Source organism: Microcystis wesenbergii FACHB-1317 (assembly GCF_014696875.1).
Lineage (GTDB): Bacteria > Cyanobacteriota > Cyanobacteriia > Cyanobacteriales > Microcystaceae > Microcystis > Microcystis wesenbergii_A.
The window spans coordinates 1-20,655 of sequence record NZ_JACJQV010000105.1; the positions used below are offsets into that span (position 1 = coordinate 1).

Consider the following 20,655-nt stretch of genomic DNA (forward strand, 5'->3'; position numbering starts at 1 on the left):
AGACTTAATAGAAGGGATTGAATTGGCTATGTTAGAAGTTACTCAAAAAGATATTCGCAATTGGTTTACTCACTGTTGCTACTGTACCTCATAAGTCAGAGAATTGCTATAAATAACAGGTTCAGCTTTAACGGAGAGAAGAGGATTAAATACTATTACAGAGGTTAATCCTAATAGGGTTGCTAGATGTTTTGTGTTCATTGTTTAAGTCTCCTGTGTCAATTTTTTAGAGTTTGTAGTCAAGAATGTTTTCTCTAACCTAAAGGATGTTTCAGAAAAGATCAGAATTTTTCAACTTCCTATCTAGACATCATCTATATCTAGTTTAAAATGGTAAATTCCTCAGCAAAATGGAGAATCTTTGGCACAATTTGTAGATTCTTTGTTTGTTACTGAGGATTAGATTAAGCAAAAATTACCTCAACTGATTTTAAGTCAATAAAATTAACTACTTATTTTTTTTGATTTTGTCTAATTCCGCCAATAATACCGCCTCCTGCTAACAGAATTAGAGCTAAAATTGATGAGGGTTCAGGAGTTGAAGCAGAGACTAACATCAAAGAACGATCGGCTCTACCATCAATGAATTTTAATCCCGCTACTGACTGAGTAGCCCCTGCATTTACTAACAAGTCACTGAATTCTTGAGAAAAGAATAATTCAATTCCTTCAAGCACGAAAGTCAGAGTATTAAGATCAATATTAGGAATACCTGATGATGCAACATCAAAGACTTGCAAACCTGTATTGGCTGTATCAGTCACAAAAAAATTAAAATCTTCGTCAAAAGAATTGGAAAAATTGCCAATCGTGAATTGTGTTCCTAGTCCATTCAACTTGGTGGTATCTACCTCAAAGGTAAACGTTCCTAAAAACTCTTCTGTTCCGCCCAAGGGAACATAAAGAACAGGGTCATCATCATAGAGGAAAGTATAAGTCGTTCCTCGAACATTGGGGTCAGAATTGGGAGGCAATAAAACGGAACCAATGGAAAAGCCGGGGGCAGGCGTTGCGGTACTTTCAACATCGCTCAGTGTTAATCCAATATTTTCTAAAATAGCTAAAGTATTAGTATTTAGTTCTAGGCTTTCTTTTCCCTCAACTTCTAAATAAACTTGAGGTTCGGCATGAACAGAAAGAACAGGATTAAGAGCGATTACAGAGGTTAATCCTAATAGAGTTACTAGATGTTTTGAGAGCATTGTTTAAGTCTCCTGTGTCAATTTTTTAGAGTTTGTAGTCAAGAATCTTTTCTCTAACCTAAAGGAGGTTTCAAAAAAGATTAGAATTTTTCAACTTCTTTTAAGAAACTTATGGTTAACTGTAGTTGAATTTACTCAAAAGAGTCAACCAAAATACTTGAGTATAGTTGCTGATTATTGATTCTGTATTTTGCCAAACATTATCCTTTTCTCAAACGTTCCACTAATTCAACCGCACAACCGATGCCACTTTCATGAAATCCGTAGGAATCAATGCCTCGTTTTTTGATGTGGAAATATGTCCCTGAGAAGTAAATAGGGCCAGTTTCATTGAGTTGATAAATTTGTTTTTGGGCTTCTAGAGTATTCATGTCATAAGCTGGATGTCGATACTTAAGAATGCGGATAATTTTGTCTTCATCAATGGCGATAGGTGGGGTATCTAAGGAAACAAAATAATCTTTCTTGGCGGTAAAATTATGGACTTTGTTAGCATAATAAGTCACATAAGTATAAAGCTTTCCTTCTTTAGTTACTTGCCCATAATTCCAGGATTGCCATTTACTGCGATCGGGGTTCATAATAACTGGATCAGTGTGAACAGTTACGGCGGTTTCATTATACTTAAAACAGCCTAGGATGTTTTGTTCTAATTCAGTTGGTTCAGCAAGTATTCCTAATGCTTGATCAGCGTGAGTAGCCATAACCACCTTATCATAAACTTCTTCATCTGTGGTCGTTTTTATCGTTACTTTTCCGTCTTCTCTTTTTTTAACGGAAATCACTTCTTGTTCAGTGCGAATGGGTTTCTTTAAAGCATCTTTGACCCTTTCAACATAACGACTGCTTCCCCCTTTAACGGTTTGCCATTCGACCGTTTTTCCCCCCAACCCTCCTTGGTCATGAGTCATAAAAAAGCTGATAAAAGTTGAAGCGGGAAACTCCATTAATAAATCAGTAGGAATTGACCAAACGGCTGACCCCATTAGCATGACAAAGTTATCTCGAAAGGCTTGGCTATAGTTATTTTTATCTAGATATTCTTGCATAGAAATTCTCGTTTTTCCTTCCCAAAAATCAGCCCGTGCTTCTGAAAAAAAACGTTTAGCTTCTTGATAACAAGCGACTAATTCAGAGGATTGCTGACGAGCAAATTCTTCCATCGGCAGTTCTAAATCTAGGGAATTAAACTGCATTCCAGTATCCAAATTATAAAAATTAAATCCGCCTAAATGATCTTGAGTCTCTGCTCCTAAATCAGCAAAAAATTTCATCAAGTTGGGATAATTAGGTTTATTACAAACCACAAAAGCCGTATCAAAAGAAATGCGTTGACCATCTTCATCCAAATCTAAGGTGTGAGCATGACCGCCGACACGACTACTTTTTTCATAGACATCAACCTCATATTGATCTTGAAGATAATAGGCGATGGGAGAGCCAGAAATACCCGAACCAATGATTGCTAATTTTTCCATGATTTTGTCCTTGAATAAATTGTGAAGTGGCTTAATTAGTGGGGGGAAAATTGAAGAAACTTTCCTAACTATTCTCCGAAGAATGTTGATAGTCAGGATGGGACTTTTGGGACTGACTTAAACTCAGCAAAAATAAGACAAAAATGACTAACATTAATGAGAAGATATACCGAGTTCCCATCATGGTCATGACAATAGCTGATAGAATGGGGCCGGCGGTACAACCTGCACTATAAATTGAGGTAAAGACAGCACTCCCGGAGGATAATTCATTAAGGGTAACGGTAGAACCAATGAGGGCTAACGATAAGGGAAAAATGGGACTCATTCCTACCCCAGAGACAAAAGCTAAAAAGGGGGTAATCATGGGATTTTCGATTAAAGATAAGCCAAAAACTGAAACAATTACAATAATTACACTACCGACTAAAACCTTAACTTTACCCATCTTATCGGCTAAATGAGTAATAGGAACGGTTGAAATTAATCCGCCTAAAATAAACAAGCCAAAGATTAAACCCATGCGCTCAATACCATAGTTTTGTTCGAGTAAAAAAAGTGGATAAAGAGAAACTAAGGTGGCAACACTGAAGCCATAAGCAAAAGCTCCTTGTAGGGGAAGTTTGAGCTTTTGAATAATGCTAAAGTTGGGCTTTTGAAACTTAACCGTTTTCTCTGGTAATCCAAAAAAGACAACAACAATTCCACTTAAAATCAAGCCACTTCCTAATAAAAAAGTGATCTTAGGAGAAAGATTATAGGCGACTGCTCCCATAATCGGACCGATACCAAAACCTAAGCTAAAAGCTAAAGCATCTAAACCATTAACCATGGCTCGATTTTGATCATTACAAAAATAGTTAATAGCGGTTTGTCCAGAAATCAGATATAAACAACAGGCCAAACCCATAACGCCACGAATGATAAACCAAAGAGATAATTGAGTAGTAAAGGCAAATAGAGGTGCAGTTATTCCCATTAAAAGGAATCCTAACATCATGGTTTTTCTTAATCCAATTTGGCGAAGAATACTAGCCACAATCGGTGTTCCTGCGGCAATGACAAAAAAGTAAAGAGTAGAATTTGCCCCAATAACAATATTGTCGTAACCCTTTTCTTTCATCAGGGTAGAAATAAAGGGGTTAAATAACCCTAGGGAAATTCCCGATAAAAAGGCCACTAAATAAAGGGCGGGAAGTCCAACAGAAAAGGGAGAATTGGCATTTTTAGTCATCATGGGAAAATTCCAGCACAAGGTTCATAAGGGGGTTTTTAAAGAGGCGTGGGTCGATAAAAATGATAGGGAGACGGAAGATTAACCCCCTGTAACTTCAGACTTTGCAGACGATAGAGATAAGCTGCACCGCGCATGATGTGAGTTGCTACATCCACCACTTGACGATTTTCGGAAAATTCTAAATAAGTTCCTCGAACCCAATCGTTAAATGAACCCATCGCCGGACCACACCAAATTTGATAATCCATTGTTCGTTGTGGCTGTCCACTGGTTGCCCAACGAGAAGAAAGCCCTAAATACCAGCGAAAAATTAAAGCCATTTTCCGTTTAGGATTATTATTTGCTCGTTCAATTTGTTCGGGATCTCGCTCTTGAAAATAAGCAAGGGTTTCTTGCCAAACGGCCTCTAATGGTTTTTGGAAAATTTGCTTTTCTATGGTTTGACGAACCTCGGTCGGAATGGCATCAATTCCCTCATAAGTTTGATACAAATCATATAATTTTTGCGCGCGCATGGGGAATAAACTTCCCCGTTTTAAGAGTTGAACTTTCACCCCCATTTCAAACATATCAGCACAAGGGGCCATTACCACATCGGCCATTGCTGCTTGGGCTAATAATTGTTTGGTATGTTCAGATGTTCCCGCTTCAATACAAGCATGATTCACCGAACCTGTGATAATGTAACTCGCTCCCATCATAAAGGCCGCTAAGGCTGATTCTGGAGTACTAATCCCACCAGCCGCCCCCACTCTAATAGAACGCTCATACTGATATTGCTGTTGAATCTCATTGCGTAAGGCAATAATAGAAGGGAGAAGGCAAACCAAAGAACGATTATCTGTGTGACCACCAGAGTCAGCTTCAACGGTTATATCATCGGCTAAAGGAACTTTTTCAGCTAAAGTTGCTTGTAAGGTTGTAATTTGTCCCTGTTCGACTAAAGCTTTCAGCAGTTTAGGGGGAGCAGGTTTTAAGAATTTCTGAGCAACTTCGGTCCGAGAAATTTTGGCAATGATCTTATTTTCGGTTTCAATATCGCCTTGAGAATTGAGATGTAATCCTGATGCTCGGTAACGGACAATATGGGGGGTTAAATCCATATAAGCAGAGGCTTCAACAGTTCTTACCCCATATTTGAGGTAAAGTTCCACTGAACCCCGTTCTAGGGCCTCCTCTGAGGGGCTATGGATTAAATTAAAGGCATATCCTCCATTGGGTAAAGCTTCTTGAATGGTGTGAATGGCTTTTTCAACCCGTTGGGGAACTAACCCGGCTGCCCCAAAACTGGCTAAAAATCCCGCTTTTCCCAAAGAAATCACCAAATCTTCGGAAGCGATACCCCCAGCCATTGCCCCCGCCCCATAAGCATAGTCTAAACCATGAAAGTCACAAAAAGCGCGATCGCCTAATTGTTGGGGTGATAGGGCATTAATCATGCTACGGGGCAGTATATCAGCATTAGGTTCGTGAGAAAGTCCTATCTGGTTATTTTTGACATATACATAACAAGGCTGCTCTAAATTGGCTAATTTTTCTCGAATTCCTTCACTATCAAAGGAGATAGATGGTTTAGGGGAGCTAGTAAGAGGGTTATGGCTAGTTAACATGGGGTTTATTTCTCAATTATTGTTGACTTTAAACTGAGGGAAAAGATGGGTGTTTACTATTCACTGGTAACTGGGGTTATCCCAATTCCATGGTTAATGCACTAACCGAGTAGTCGAGATACACTGGTCTCTGTTAACTGTTCACTGTTCATTGTCTAATAGACACAGGGCGATGTCTTTAATTTCGTAAATTCTTAAGTCTTCTTTCCAAAGACTGGCATCTCCGATAATTGTGATTACATCATCTTCGACTCGAATATCGGAAATATGCACTTCTAAAGACATTAAACGATTTTCGGGTGTAATTTGTCCTCGATATTTCCAGGTGATTTGATGATTAATGGCTTGACCAAAGCGAGGATTTTTGAAAGATTTGCCTAAGTCTAATTGCAGCGCATAAGTTTGCATAGCTTGAAGAATAGACTCAACGCCTAATGCACCAGGCATCACGGAATCTTGATAGAAATGGAAGGGAAAATACCAATCTTCGGGAGTAATTGATTGGCTGGCATAAATATATCCTTTTTGATACTTACCCCCATCTTGAATTAGGAAAACTTTTTCGATAAAATCAAGATAATTTTGAGAAAGACGATAATGGGGTTTTTCAGGATTTACTGAATAGAAGGTTTGGTGAGTTAAGGAATCTTGTAAATTAATTTCCTGTAGGGTTAAATCGGATAAATTATTCAGTTGATACCAAGGTTTAAGACGTTTTCCACCATCAAGTCCCACTTGATTCGCTAACACGGCTGTGCTAAAGTCTCCAAAGACCATATTTCCCCGATAAAAAGGCTCACCTTCACAAGATAACTCAAACTCAAACTTTTGAATAATTGCCCCTTGAATAGCGGTGGTAGAAAGGAGACGAACTTTATCCGTAATGGTTTTATTACGGAGGTCAATTTCTTTGAGAATTGTTCCCTGTCCATCCAAATTACGAAAATGAAGATCATCTTCTGGGAATAATAAAGTTGCTCCCATATAAACCCCTAAGAAAATACAAGGTTGACCGGCAATTTCAATATAAGTACAGTAGGGCAAAGTGGGATAGGCATTATGGTTATAAAACCAAGCATTTTCTTTGACATCAAATTCGGTAATAATTTCCGATGGTTTTTGCAATTCATGACGTTTACCTTCGATGTCTAATACCCGACTGACTAACTGAAACTCCCCGTTAGGTAAACGAACCGATTGACGATTTTCATAAATGTCAAATTCTGATCCCAAACAGGCAGCCACTGATCCTTTAGCAAAGGTTTTTAATTGGTTTTCATTAAATAAAACCGATGACTGTTTTGATAATTGGGAAATATGGGGTAATGTTACTGACTCAATGGGTGGGAAAATACTGGGAATGGTGTCTGTTTTTTCTACCAGTTGAACACCAATATTTTTAATAGTAGCAATGGTTTTTCCGCCAAAAATAACATCCACATTAGCCAGAAGATAAGGTTGAGGAGAAAGTCCAATTTCTAACACCTCCATTTGATACATTAAAGTTCCATGTTGGGGAGTCACTTGTCCCCGAAAACGGGCTGCTTGGGTTTGATTAGGAATCACCTGAAAACGAGCATCTTTCCTGTGAGTTTGTAACCCTAACCATAAACAATAAAATTGCACCAGTTGGATACTTCCTTCAATCATTAAATTCCCCGGTAAAGTGGGGTCATTTTTAAAATGACAAGAATAATACCAGTCCTCAGGAGTGATCTGTTTTGCTCCCACTGCTAACCCTAGTCCAGCTATTCCTCCTTGAGGATTTACCATCATCACTTTCTCTAACATTAAGAGTTTTTCTGGGGGTAATCTGAGGGAAGAATTTAAGCCATTTTGTTGATAGTTTTTCCCTAAACAAGCCTCAATATTGCCTTGACTTAGATTAAGAAGTTCTTCTTTTTTAAAGAATGACTTAGAACAAGTTAAAAGAGGAGTAAACTGTTGTCTTTTAATCAAGTTTCTTTCTTTTTCTTCAGCCTCTTTTAGCACAATTCCCTGTCCTTTTTCTAATTCTTCATCAGAAAAGAGTCCAGCACAACCGTCATGAAGTTTCATCCAAACTTGATCCCCAATTAACACCTCTCCTTGGAAGAAAATTAATAAGCTATCATCAGTTTTAACCGAAGAGGTGATCTTAACTCGACACCGTAACAACTTAACATTTTCAGGTTGTTCAAATAAGAAGGTTGCAGATAAATCTAATAAACGGAAAGAGCGTTTTCCTTGATTTTCAAAATCTGTCCCGATATAACTTAATAGCATCAGGAGTCCGTGGCCGGCTTCTTTACAAATTCCTACCGTTAATTGACCATCTACTGCATACCAAGCATCTTCTGGTACATCATATTCTGTTTCGATGAAACCTGATTTATAATCACCTAATTTTCCTTCTAATTGAGTCACCCGACTGACGAACAAAAAGGGAGGAGACGGCATTCTGACTCGTTGGGTATAATGATCAATGGGTTCATATTCTTGACCAAAAACCTTAGAGACTTTACCTTCAATAAATTCGAGGATCTCAGGTTGATCAAATAAACAAGGTTTAACGGTTTTAGGATGAGAAGAAATAACGCTTGTTCTTGAATGATCAACCGTAGAAATGGTTGGAACTTGGGAAAGAAGTTGAGTAGAAGAAGCGACTAAAACAGCGACTTTTTGAGAAGCAGTATTTTCTCGAATAATTGAATTTTGTTGCTCAGTTTGGGGTTCAATATTAGCTTTGGGTGCTGTGGTTAACACTGTCTTAAAAATCGCCTCTAAGGTTTCTGCTTCATCTGTTAAATAAAGAGGGGATAAGTCTAGTTCTACCCCATGACTGACTAATTGTGCTAACATCTTAATAATGGTCGCTAAATCATCAGCACCTCGACGATTAATACACAATGCAAGATGCTCTTTTTGACCAAGAGTTTCCGATATCCAACGAGAACAACTTCCTCCTGATCCTAATTCTAGAAAAATTTTTACCCCGTCTTGATAAGTGCGTTCAATTAAGCGAGGAAAATCTAACATTTGACACATTCCTTGACTTAAATGCTCACCAATTTTCTCTTGTTCTAAGGCCAGAGAATCATAATGAGAAGAGGAATAAAAAATAGTATCAGGTGGTGTTCCTATTGTCACCGTATTTAGCTTAAGAAACTCATTGTATTCTGATTGCATAACTTCACAATGTAAAACCATATCAGAAGGCGAACGAAACCGATCACATTGTAATTTTTCAATCACCCGTAAACAACCTTGAGAATCTCCTGCGATCGCAACTTCTTGAGGGGTATTAATATGGGTTAAATAAACCTTACTTTCTGTTTTTAAACATTCCTGAACTGCTTCAGCTGTAGCCATTAAAACATAACTACTCCATGAATTTTCATCTATCGGTTGACCCCAAGATTCTGCAACGGCTTGTTTAGCTCCCATTAAACGGGTTTTAAATAGGGGAGAAGAATGAACAAATCGACTTCCTTGATCCGCATTTGGCCAGACTCCTAATGAATACATCATGGTACTTTCTCCCATGCTATAACCGAAGGCAGCATCAGGTTTAATCTTGAAATATTTCTGCATAATTTCGGTGAATAAAACCGCAAAACCTGTTCCCGTTTCTAAGAGAGATAAAGGGTTAGCAATGAATTGAGTTTCTAGGGTTTCTAAGTCTTGTTTAGAAAGGGGAGATTGACGGCGAGGATAAAGAGAGTTTGCTTGAAAAAAGGTAGCAGGATCACTAATTAAACTCTCTGCTCTCTCCCATAATTTAGGGAATAATTGAAAAAGATTTCTTCCCATTCCTAAATAGGAGTTAAAAGCACCCGGATAAACAAAAGCGACTTTACCCACTTTTCCTAACCGTTTAGGGGTGAAATAACTTCCTTGGGGACTTTTCCACGGCTTTCCTGTGTGAAAGGCTTTATCAATTCCTTTTTTAGCCTGTTTAATTTCCTTTTGTAAAGCTTCTTTGTTATTCCCAACAATTGCTACAACATAAGGAGATTGAGAATTCTGTTGAAACTGAATAAAATTCTCTTTGGCCAGATGGGGTAAGGAGAAACTGTTTTCAATACTCTCGGTTAAGTTATCAAGCTGACTTTGTAGAGATAAACTATCATTTCCAGCGAGGGGAAATAGATAAAATGACCCATAGGGTAAATAGCCATTATTGGCTGTACTTTGAGGAGTTGCTTCTGATAAAATTAAATGACTATAAGTATTGTTTTGAGTGACTAAATTAAGCGCAGCATAGCGTTTTTCTTGTCCTTTTTCAAGAAACCAAGGAAGTGATACATCAGGTAGATAAAAAGGACTATTTTGCCATTCTTGAGTAAGATTAGAAGTTAACAGTTGATCGGCAGCAGGAAGATAACGATTTTTTAAGCAAAGTGCTGTTTTAATTAAGCTAATTAAATCCTCAGTTATCCCTAAGTTATTATTATTCTCTTGGACTATTCCGACTGCACAAGTTAGGTTATTATGATTAGCATAATAAGCTTCTAATAACCCTTGATCTATCTCTCTTGAGGAAACAGCTAAATAACCAATATTTGAGGGGTGAATCTTAGCATTTTTAAATGCTTGCTGACAACTTTGTTTAATCGCAACTGATCGAGAAGATAAGGGGTTAACTATTTTACTAAAGCTATCAATAATCCCGTAAAAAAGCGTATTATTATTGTTGGGGATTGTTTCATAATCTTTGAGGATTAAAGCTCCGCCAATAATAGACTCACAATTCCTATTAAGCGCACTAATAATAACTGTATCAACTTCTTTGGCGGTTAAGAGAATTTGGGCTAATTCGAGAGACTTTAATAAAGAATCAGATCCTTGGGTTAATTGAAAGGGAACAATGGAACAATTCCATAATCTTTCCAATTGATAACTAATATTTTTAAGCTCAGTTTCTTGATTGTTGCTAATATTATTAGCAGTAATTAAAGCGACTTTTTTTCCTATCTTACAAGTACAATCTTTTAACCCTTGATCAGACATCTTTGATAGGATAGACCAAGAATGATCACTGATCGGTTTGTGAGAATAATCAAGGGAGTTTCCTTGATAAATTAAAGCTGATAGTTGTTGACTGGTTAACAGTTGATTAAAGAAGCCACTTATTCCAGCGATCGCTAATTTGGAAGGTTTCATAATATCTCCTGTGAAAATGTAAATAGGGTATCAATTGAGAAAAAATTACAAGCAAACAGTATTCGATGAATTCACCGTATTGTTAAGAAACAAAACATTAAGACAAGAACTCAAAGTAACCTCCATATTAGTTGCTTCTAAATAAATTTTCCCTTGAGAATGATAAGCAAGTGCATTAGCAATTACCTTAGTATCACTGTGTTCATTAATGGATAATTTTATCCAAAATTCTTGATTAAAAGGGAGGGAACTAAACTGCTCAAGCTCATTTAGTTTTAGGGGTAAACTACCCGAATTGTAGTGTTTTCTGACCCAAACTAAAAGACATTGAAACAAGAGATCAGCCGTATAAGAATTAAAGGATTGAACGCTAAACTGTCCTTGATCTTGTGTAGAAATTGGAGGTAAGTAACAGTTAAAAAGAAGTTCGTTGTTATTAATTTCTAAGATTTTCTTAATTCCTTGAAATCTGGGCTGATGAAACAGAACTCCTTCTTGATAGGGTTGGAAATTAAGGGAAGGTTCCTTAACAGGCTGAATACTTTCCTCAAGTTTTCTCTCAGCTATTACTTGTTTAGTAATATTAATAATCGCCCGATAATGATAAAGGGGAATTCCTTTAGCGGTTTCACTCCAAATTAAGGCTTCAAATTTAATTTCATCTTCTGTTTTCTCAACTTCAGTCAGATCCAAACAATACAAATTAGCTAAACTTTTATCAAAGACAACTCCTTTAAGCACTTGATAGTTATGACAACTTAAAAAATGATATCCTTTATAAAGTTGTTCGCAACTATTAGTGATCCATGCTAACGCACACATCGCGGGTAAAACTGCATTTCCCCCAATGACATGATCATAAACGAAAGGGTTTCCTCGTAACGTCAACCGACGATATAAACGGTAACTATGCTTTTGCGGTGTAACCAGTTTAGGAGAAGGAGAAATAGGGTTACTCATGACAATAATTTGAGGGGTTTTAGCTTGAGTTTGGGTTAATTCTTCTGCTAACATTTGCGCCCCTGTTTGTTGAGGAATGACCTTAATATTTTGCTGCTCAAATAACTGTTTAAGCTGTGGTGTCACCATTCCTCCATCCCAAGGACCCCACCCAATAGAAACAACATGACAGTTAGGATATTTTTGTTGAAGTAAATAAGCATATTTGTTCAAAATTTCGTTAGCTAAAGAATAGTCAGATTGACCGACATTGCCATAAAATGAAACAAAAGAAGAAAATAAAGCAATAAATTTTAATCGGTTAACTTCTACCGAACCTAATAAACTATTTAACCCATCAATTTTGACAGTATAAACCTTATCAAAATCCTGTTCAGTTTTGTTTTCAATTAATTTATCGGCTAACGTTCCCGCACCATGAATAATGCCCGTAATCTGTCCCCAACGTTGAATAATCGGTCTTAAAGTTGCTTTTAGTTGCTGTGAATCGGTAACATTAACACTGCAATACTCGGCTTTTCCTCCTACTTTTTCAATCTCTGATAAGGTTTGCTTAATTTCACGACTTTGACAGAGTTGTTGATACAGTGCTTGAACTTTTTTTGGAGTTGGTTTTTCATTTTGAGTTGTTAAATGTTGCATAATTTGCTTTTTTAACTGAGACTCATCTTGACAAGAAAGACTCCATTCAGGTTCAGGATATAAAATTTGCGAACGACCTAATAAAATAAATTTACAATGATATTGTTGCGCCAAATAGATAACGCATTGAGCCGTAATTCCTCGGCCGCCACCACTGACAATAACCACAGAAGATGAATTAAGTTGAGTATCATTAATCATGGGGAAAATACCGTGTTAGTTGATAGTTGATAGTTAATAGTTAATAGTTAGTAGAGACTAGCTAAAAATCGGAATTTAGACCGCAATTCATCTAAATAACTATAATTATGTAGGGGCGCAAGCCTTGCGCCCAGCTAATTTTATTCTAACTATTAACTTTTGCCTATTTACTGCTAAAAGAAGCTAATTCACAAGTCAAAGTCATTCGACCTTTTGGAGTATAACCTACCTCTTGAATTAAGCTATTAGGATCATGTAATTCAGCTAAAACAATTTGAGCCGTTGTCATTTCATCTAAGTCGGGACTAATATCTAGAGCGCGACAGAAGACCGATTCCCACTCTAGATTTAAGGTTTTCGTTAAGCCAAATAAACCGCCACTAATAGGGCTAAATTCTCGTTTTCCACTGAGACCAAATTCTCCATCTAAACGGGTTAAGCTGAGAAAACAACTGCGTCCTTGACTGGCCGCTTGCGTCAGAGAAGATTTAAGATGTTTGGCTAGTAAAAACACTTGTTTAACAATCGCTTGATCAGAATTAATTGAAGTCTCTTGATCTTGATTAAACCCCTGAGAGAGAGGATGTAAATGAATAAATGTGCCGATCAGTCCACAAGTTTTAAATATATCTCCCAATTGTGCTTGTAAATGTTCTTCACTTAAATGATTGAGAACAAAATGTCGAACCCCCGCAGGAAGAGAAGAACGCACAGGAATAAGGAATTGAGGGAAACTGAGAACCACAACTTGCCAGCCTTGGTTTAGCAAACTTTGAGCAACTTGGGCAGTAGTAGATGAACCATCATCGGTCACCAAACAGGTTTGATCAGGGGTTGAGGGAAAATCCCAATAATCAGGTGCAGCAAGGGGCTTCAGTTTCATTTGATAACGTCCAATATCACCGTGTTTTCGATGGTTAGACTGGGTAGAGGTAACAACTAAGCTATTTTTTTTTCTGTCACCATCATTTTCTCCCTCAAATACTGAACAATGTGGGCTAGGGTACGTTTTTCTGCTAATGCTTCAGGGCTAAGTTTGGGCAACCCAGAGAAAGCTTCTTGCAGACTTCCCATGATTTCTACCCGTTTGATCGAGTCAATGCCTAAATCTGCCTCTAAATCCATTTCTAATGCCAACATTTCCGTAGGATAGCCTGTTTTTTCACTGACAACCTCTAATAAGGCTTGACTCAGTGCATCATCTTGAATGGAGTCTAAAGAAGGTTCGCTCACTCCTGACACAGGTTCAGGTGTAGAGATGGGTGCAATGGGTTGACGAGGTTCTAAATAGTTGACAATGGGGGAAATGTGAACGGGTTCAGGTTCGGGAGTCCGTAAGGGTTGAGGTGCAATGTTTAAAGGTTGAGGTTCTAGAGTTCGTAAGGGCTGAGGTTCAGACTTAAAAGGGGTAGGATCAGGAAAACTAACAGAGGAAACCTCTGAATTTGGCCGATCAAATTTTGAATTCTCCGAAGAAGCAGCAGGAGTAGAGAGTTCGTCAATTTGAGCAACTACTGTCATCTCTTTTTGTTTGAATAACTGCAACACTGATTGAAAACTCTGGGATTGATGTTTAATGTACTCTTCGTGAACCTTGGCAAGACTCTGTTGATATTGGTAGAATGCTTGTAAAATAGGGTTGGTGTTGTTAGAAATAGCGTTGTTCATAGTCATGGTTACAGTTTGATCTTGAGAAACAATAGATAAATTGAGTGTTGGAATTTCCTCTGAAAGAGGCTGAGAATCAGAAGGATAAAGGTTGACGGAAGGAATAGAGGCTAAAATTTCCTCGTTTTCCGACCCTTTCACTTCCTCACACTTAGATTCAACCGTTTGGAAATCAACTGAAGGTTCTATTTCCGCAGGTGAATCAGGTTGTAATGCAGCTCCGATCAAAGCTTTGGTTTTATCGCTGATGTAGTTGGTTGCATTCAGCTTAAGGGTCATACCTTTGCGTTTGCTTGAGGAAGTCTTCACCGTCAAAGCTGCATTTTCCAGATCGTTTAACGGTAAACCTAAAACTCGAAGCTGTATTACTCCTTGTGACAGCTGAACATCACTGTCCTTTTGCCGACTGGGGTTGAGCGCAATGGCAAGATGAGGGCGATCGCCTAAGATCTGTTTAACTAAGTTAGTGAGAATTTGGCGCGGTCCAATTTCCACAAAGCAATATCCGCCTTGAGCATAAATATTTTCAATTTGTTGGACAAACTGAACCGAATTCAACAACTGAGCTTCTAAAAGCTGACGCATCCCTGATAAATCTTTGGGATAAGGGGCCGCCGTCACATTAGCATAAACCGGAAGTTGGGGCGCATGAAACGTCACTTGATCCAACGCTTTCCCAAAGGGTTGACTAGCATGACGTACTAGAGAAGTATGAAAAGCAGCAGACACGGGTAAAGGCGTAACCTGATAGCCTTGAGAGCTTAAAATCTTCTCAATAGTGGCAATTTCTGAGGCTAATCCCGATAATACCACCTGTTCAGGTGCATTATAGTTAGCAATCTGCACATTGGCCATTCCTTCAACCCATTGCGCTATCTGAGATACTTTCCCCGTCACCGCTAACATCGCCCCTTGAGGGGTGGCTCCTTTCGGTGCGGCCATGGCCTGGCCTCTAGCTTGGATCAAGTAATAATAATCGTCGTCGGTGAAAACGCCTGCGGCCCAGAGTGCGGTTAATTCCCCAAAACTGTGACCGGCCACAAAATTTGGCTTAAATCCCGTCTTTTGCAACGTTTTATACAGTCCTACACTGAAAGCCCCGATCGCAGGTTGAGCATTTTCCGTCCGTTGCAGTAAAGAGGTTTGCCGTTTTTCGTCCACCTCGTTAAAGGTAGGAATCGGAAATACTCCTGCTGAAAGGGGCGTTAAACCCGCTTTAGCTCTCAATGTATCCAATTTTTGATAAGCGGTTTGGATTTCTGGGAAATTTAGGGCAATTTCTCGACCCATATTCAGGTATTGAGAACCTTGGCCGGGGAACAGTGCTACGACTTTTCCCTCAAGTAATAACCCCGTCTTACGGTAATAAATACCTTGGGGATGTTCCCATGCGTCTGCTTGAGGCTGTTTTTGCAACTGTTTAACGGCTGCTTGCAGTAATTTAATAGCTTCCGCCAAGGAAGTCGCGACAAAGCCAACTCTAGCAACCTTTAAGGGAAGTTGAGCCGATTTGCTTTGATTTTGTAGTTCAATATAAACTTGTGACCCTTGGGGAGATTGCAACTGTTCTAGAGCTTTTTGACAAGTTTGTCTTAATTCTTCAGGATTTTGACCCCAAAGTAAAATTGATTGGGGACGATGATGAATTCGATTTTCCCCTTGGGGTAATTTGGGCGTATATTCTTCTAACACCACATGATAATCTGTTCCCCCAAAGCCAAAGGAACTAACCCCGGCCCGTCTCGGTGTCTTTCCTTTGGGCAACCAAGGACGGGTTTCGGTGTTGAGATAAAAAGGCGAGTCTTCAATCTTAAATTTAGGGTTGGGTTCGGTAATGTTAATGGTAGCAGGAAGAATTTTATGATGTAAGGCCAAAGTCGTTTTAATTAAACTTGCAGCACCCGCCGCCGCCTTGGTATGACCAATTTGAGATTTGACACTACCCAGAGCAATCGTTTGCTTTTCTGCGTTATTTTCGCTAAAAACCTCATTCAGGGCTGTAAATTCACAAAAATCTCCTGCTGGTGTTCCAGTACCATGGGCTTCAACTAACCCCAAGGTAGCGGGAGAAAATCCCGCCTCTTGATAGGCGCGCCGTAAGGATCTAACTTGACCTTCAGGACGCGGTGCATAGATACTTTTAAAACGACCATCACTAGCAGTCCCGATGCCTTTAATTACTGCATAGATGCGATCTCCGTCTCGTTCTGCATCCTCAAGCCGTTTAATCACCAGCATTCCCAATCCTTCCCCTACCATCATGCCATCGGAGGTAGCATCAAAGGGATTGAGACAATCTTTCTTAGAAAAAGCTGGAGTTTTGCTAAAACACATATAATTAAGGATGGAATTATCCGTGTCAAAGCCCCCTGTAAGCATCATGTCACAACGGCCTTCAATTAATTCACTGATCGCCATTTTTAAAGCACTTAAGGAACTCGCACAGGCTGCATCCACCACACAATTAGTTCCTCCTAAATCAAAGCGATTAGTAATACGACCTGCTACGACGTTTGGTAACATACCGGGGAAAGAATTTTCTTGCCAAGGCACATAGGCCGCCTTCATATTTTCGATAATTTTGTCGGTTTGTTCTTGAGATAAACCACTTTTTTGGCAAATTTTCTTCCAGAGAGGATATTGCAGACGACTGGTTAAGGGAGTAATGCTTTTCCAGAGGCCGCTTCCTCCTAAAATAACCCCTGTTGTTTCCCGATTAAACTCTTTTCCTTGGCCATAACCCGCATCTTCTAAAGCTTGTTTAGCCATCACTAAACCAAGTAAATGAGCCGAATCTAAAGCTTCTAACGTATCAGGTGGCAGACCAAATTCTAAAGGGTCAAAATCAATTTTAGGCAAAAAGCCCCCCCATTTACCATAGGTCTTATCAGGTGCTTTCGGGTCTGGATCATAGTAATCTTCTAAATTCCAGGCGCTTTCTGGCACTTCAGTGATTCCATTCACTTTACCGAGAATATTTTGCCAATATTCTTGTAAATTCTTGGCTTGAGCAAATAAGGCCGACATTCCAATAATAGCGATCGGTGTTTTTTGTAAAGCAGTTAGGCTAGAGGTTGAGGATTGAGCAGACATTGTAGGTGTGTTCTCCAATCAATAATATAGCAGTCTGTAGAGACAACGAATAGTTCTTAAAGAATGAACAAAGAATTGTTTGATTCCCTTTAGCTTCAGTTTAGGCAGAGTTCCCCGTTTATACAATGGATGATCTACTCTCACAAATGGATGATTTTTAGTAAGCGTTCGGGGGGAAAAAATCTGGTAACTAGAGTAGTCCATCACGCTCTTGGTGACGCCAATTCAAGTCTGAATTGCATCACTATCTGATCTACCTTTGGGGAATACCTCATTCGGGGTACGATAGTCAAGACATTTTCGAGGTAGCACTTTTGCCAAAGTATTCTCCTGACTTAATCAAACGGATTTAATAGGAGTCAATGCCACGGACTGCTTGACACTCCCCCCTGAAAGGTTAGGAATCAGCAACACCAATAGGCACTAATTCCTCAAGAAGAATGAGGTAATCTTGTCCGATTTTTTCAATGGTCGTAGGAAGATGGAAATTACGAGAATATTCAATTCTTATCTCTAACTGACCATCTATGATTAGGAAAAAGAATTCAATCAATGTGGTACGTTTTTGATCCAGTGGCGATAAACGACAATCGCGCTCGCCATAAACAAACTCAAACAAGTCAGAGAGAGGAACCGAACGATTTCCCAGATAATTAGCCCTTACTGGGGTTAAATTACTATCAGGATAGAGATATTCAGGTAAAGACTCACCTATCCAATCATAAGTTACGCCATTCATTGGTAAGCTTTCAAACTGCTCATTGATGGTACTGATAGTTTTTTGCCAAGTCGTAGAAGTGGATAAATTAATGCCTATGGGAAAATTTACAGCATAATTGCCCATACTTTCCATAAAAGACTGACCTTCGCCTAAATCTCGCCCATGACTACGATGACTGATAACCACCTGTTTGCGTTGACTCCAATCACCTAATAAACGGTATAAAGGAGCAAGGAGAATAGGATAAAAGTTAGACTGATAATAAACCTTGCCTTGGCTTAATAACTGTTTAGTTTGCGCTTTACTTAGGACAAATCGCGCACTTTCGGCAGAAGCTTCAATATTTGGGCCTTTGACATGATCGACGGGGACTTCAAAGCGACTCTCTGCATCAGGAAATTGTTCCTTCCAATAATTCAAGTGTTCGTTCATTGTTCCTTTTTTCTCCTCATCCCTCAAGACTTGCACAAAATCTAAGTAAGACTGAGGATTAGGGTTAGGAAAAGTCGGCTCACTTCCTACCAATAATTGATGATAGGCACTCCAAAGTTCCTTAAACAAGAGGGTTGCACTTAACATATCAGCAATGATGTGGTGAGCGACCATCGTAATATCGTAGCAATAGGGACTAACTTTAACGACAAGAGTGGCAGTGAGTGGCCAACGGTCAATCTGGATTTTTTTAGCTAAATCTGACATTTGAGCTTGAATTTTAGCATTACGTTCTGCTTCTGTTAAGTGGCTTCCATCCCAATACTCTGCCAGGATAGGTTGAGGATCATTGATCAAGTATTGCTGCCATTTACCTTGATTTTGTAGGCAAACCGTCCGAAAAGCTTCATGACGTTGCACCAAAAGATTAGCGGCTTGATTGAAAATATCAAGATTCAAAGACTGATGATAGAGAAAACGAGTATAACCCAACCATTGATAGGGAGGTTCAAAATAGTTGACTAACCAACTTTGTGCCGGCCCAAGGGGTATAAGAGAAGGAGTAGGGGGAGCAGAGGGAGTAGGGGGAGCAGAGGGAACAGCAAGTAATTCGGCGGCTAATGCTTTACGGTCTAACTTTCCGTTATGATTCTTAGCAAGTTGTGGAAACCAAGCGAATCGTTGAGGAATCATGTAATGGGGGAGTTTTTGTTCTAAATGTGCTTTGAGAACTCGGTTTTTGATTTTATCCCCCGATAAACAAGCAATTAATCGTTTTTGTCCTTCACCGTAATCAATAGCTAAAACGGCGGCCTCGCGGACATTGGGATGAGTGGTTAAGATGCTCTCAATTTCCCCTAATTCAATGCGAAAACCCCGAATTTTGACCATATTATCGATACGTCCATGATATTCCAGCGTACCATCGGGTAATTCCTTGACTAGATCACCTGTCCGATAAATATAGTCACCAGAGACATCAGAAAAAGGATTAGAACAGAACGCTTTAGCGGTTTTTTCAGGATCTTTGAGGTATCCTAACGCTAATTGTACGCCACCAAGCCAAAGTTCTCCCATTTCCCCTTGTTTAACAGGTTGCATCTGATCATCCAACACTTTGAGATAGACATTATCGATCGCTTTTCCGATGGGAATTTGGCTGCTGGTGCGTTCGTCAGGACGTTCTGTAATAATATGGTAAGTCACATCAATGGAGGCTTCTGTCGGTCCATAAAGATTGGCTAAACCTGTCTTTAATCCATAACAATCAAGCCATTTTTGGATAAAAGACATGGGTAAAGCTTCCCCACTAAAGATTAACCAGCGTAAATCAGGAAATGTCCAAGATTCGTTTTCAATCGCACTGATAAATTCCCCAAAGAGGGAGGGAACAAAGTGCATTACATTAATTTTAGTCTTTTTAATCCAGGCAGCAAATTCCCAAGGATTTAAGACTACTTCGCGTTTGACGGGACATATTGTTGCACCTTCCATTAACGTCCAGAAAATTTCCCATACGGAAATATCGAAACAAAAAGAGGTGCGTTGTGCGATGCGATCGCCTGGTTTCAGGGAAAATGTTTTTTGCATCCATTCTAGACGATTCATATAACCGCGATGGTTTAACATTACCCCTTTTGGCCGTCCTGTTGATCCAGACGTATAAAGAATTACCATTAAATCCTCAGGACGATTACAAAGATTTATGGATTCTTTACTGTGTTTTTGCCAGATAGAAGTGGTAATCTGAGTTAAATCATTAATTTTGTTTAATCTTTCTCCTTCATCTAAAAAGAGGACGGTTTGCAAGGGTAAAGGTTCTGTCACACAAGAAATTAACTGTTCACTTACTTGATGTTCGGTAAGTAAGATCTCGATAGTGGCATGATGAAGAATATAACGCAATCTTTCGACGGGATAATCGGGATCTAAGGGTACATAACAGCCACCGGCTTTCAGAATTCCCAAAATACCAACGATCATGCGTGGATTTCGTTCCGTCATAATTCCAACTCTGGTATTGGGGTTAACACCTTGAGTCTGTAAATAAGCAGCAACTTGATTAGAAAGATGGTCTAATTGTTGATAAGTTAGGGGACAAGCCTCATCTAAAACAGCGATCGCATCAGGGGTTAATTGTGCTTGTTTAATAATTTTATAGTAGGGAATTTCGGGGGAAAAAGCCATAAGAATAATCCTCTATTAGATGTTAGGTGGTAGGGGCGCAAAGCCTGCGCCCATTGGTTTTTTAGCAGGTAGCCATTAA

General features: G+C 39.1%; 10 protein-coding genes. All 10 read right to left on the bottom strand.

Annotated features, from left to right (window positions below; genetic code table 11):
* Positions 1 to 78: 78 nt before the first annotated feature.
* Positions 79 to 201 (bottom strand): hypothetical protein, encoded by a 123-nt coding sequence (locus H6F92_RS26515; protein WP_265795662.1) that lies wholly within the window; start codon positions 199 to 201, stop codon positions 79 to 81.
* Between the two features lie 251 nt (positions 202 to 452).
* Entirely contained in the window at positions 453 to 1,202 is a 750-nt protein-coding gene (locus H6F92_RS07435) for a PEP-CTERM sorting domain-containing protein (RefSeq protein ID WP_012265842.1), read from the bottom strand.
* 200 nt (positions 1,203 to 1,402) lie between these two features.
* On the bottom strand, positions 1,403 to 2,680 hold the full coding sequence (locus H6F92_RS07440; RefSeq protein WP_190357370.1) for an NAD(P)/FAD-dependent oxidoreductase: 1,278 nt from the start codon (positions 2,678 to 2,680) through the stop codon (positions 1,403 to 1,405).
* A gap of 64 nt (positions 2,681 to 2,744) precedes the next feature.
* Positions 2,745 to 3,917 carry an MFS transporter gene (locus H6F92_RS07445; RefSeq protein WP_190357371.1) on the bottom strand — a complete coding sequence of 391 codons (1,173 nt, stop codon included), beginning with the start codon at positions 3,915 to 3,917 and terminating at the stop codon, positions 2,745 to 2,747.
* 35 nt (positions 3,918 to 3,952) lie between these two features.
* Complete coding sequence (locus H6F92_RS07450; RefSeq protein WP_190357372.1) at positions 3,953 to 5,527, bottom strand: PfaD family polyunsaturated fatty acid/polyketide biosynthesis protein; 1,575 nt, start codon at positions 5,525 to 5,527, stop codon at positions 3,953 to 3,955.
* Positions 5,528 to 5,668: 141 nt separating this feature from the next.
* Positions 5,669 to 10,672, bottom strand: coding sequence for a short-chain dehydrogenase (locus H6F92_RS07455; RefSeq protein WP_190357373.1), 5,004 nt, complete (start codon positions 10,670 to 10,672; stop codon positions 5,669 to 5,671).
* 45 nt (positions 10,673 to 10,717) lie between these two features.
* Complete coding sequence (locus tag H6F92_RS07460) at positions 10,718 to 12,475, bottom strand: SDR family NAD(P)-dependent oxidoreductase (protein WP_190357374.1); 1,758 nt, start codon at positions 12,473 to 12,475, stop codon at positions 10,718 to 10,720.
* Positions 12,476 to 12,638: 163 nt separating this feature from the next.
* On the bottom strand, positions 12,639 to 13,358 hold the full coding sequence (locus tag H6F92_RS07465; RefSeq protein ID WP_190357375.1) for a Rossmann-fold NAD(P)-binding domain-containing protein: 720 nt from the start codon (positions 13,356 to 13,358) through the stop codon (positions 12,639 to 12,641).
* Positions 13,359 to 13,414: 56 nt separating this feature from the next.
* The gene (locus tag H6F92_RS07470) at positions 13,415 to 17,236 is read right to left on the bottom strand and encodes a type I polyketide synthase (RefSeq protein ID WP_190357376.1); all 3,822 of its coding nucleotides are present in this window, start codon (positions 17,234 to 17,236) and stop codon (positions 13,415 to 13,417) included.
* Between the two features lie 397 nt (positions 17,237 to 17,633).
* Positions 17,634 to 20,576: an amino acid adenylation domain-containing protein gene (locus H6F92_RS07475; protein WP_190357377.1), complete on the bottom strand. Its 2,943-nt coding sequence runs from the start codon at positions 20,574 to 20,576 to the stop codon at positions 17,634 to 17,636.
* Positions 20,577 to 20,655 lie beyond the last annotated feature (79 nt).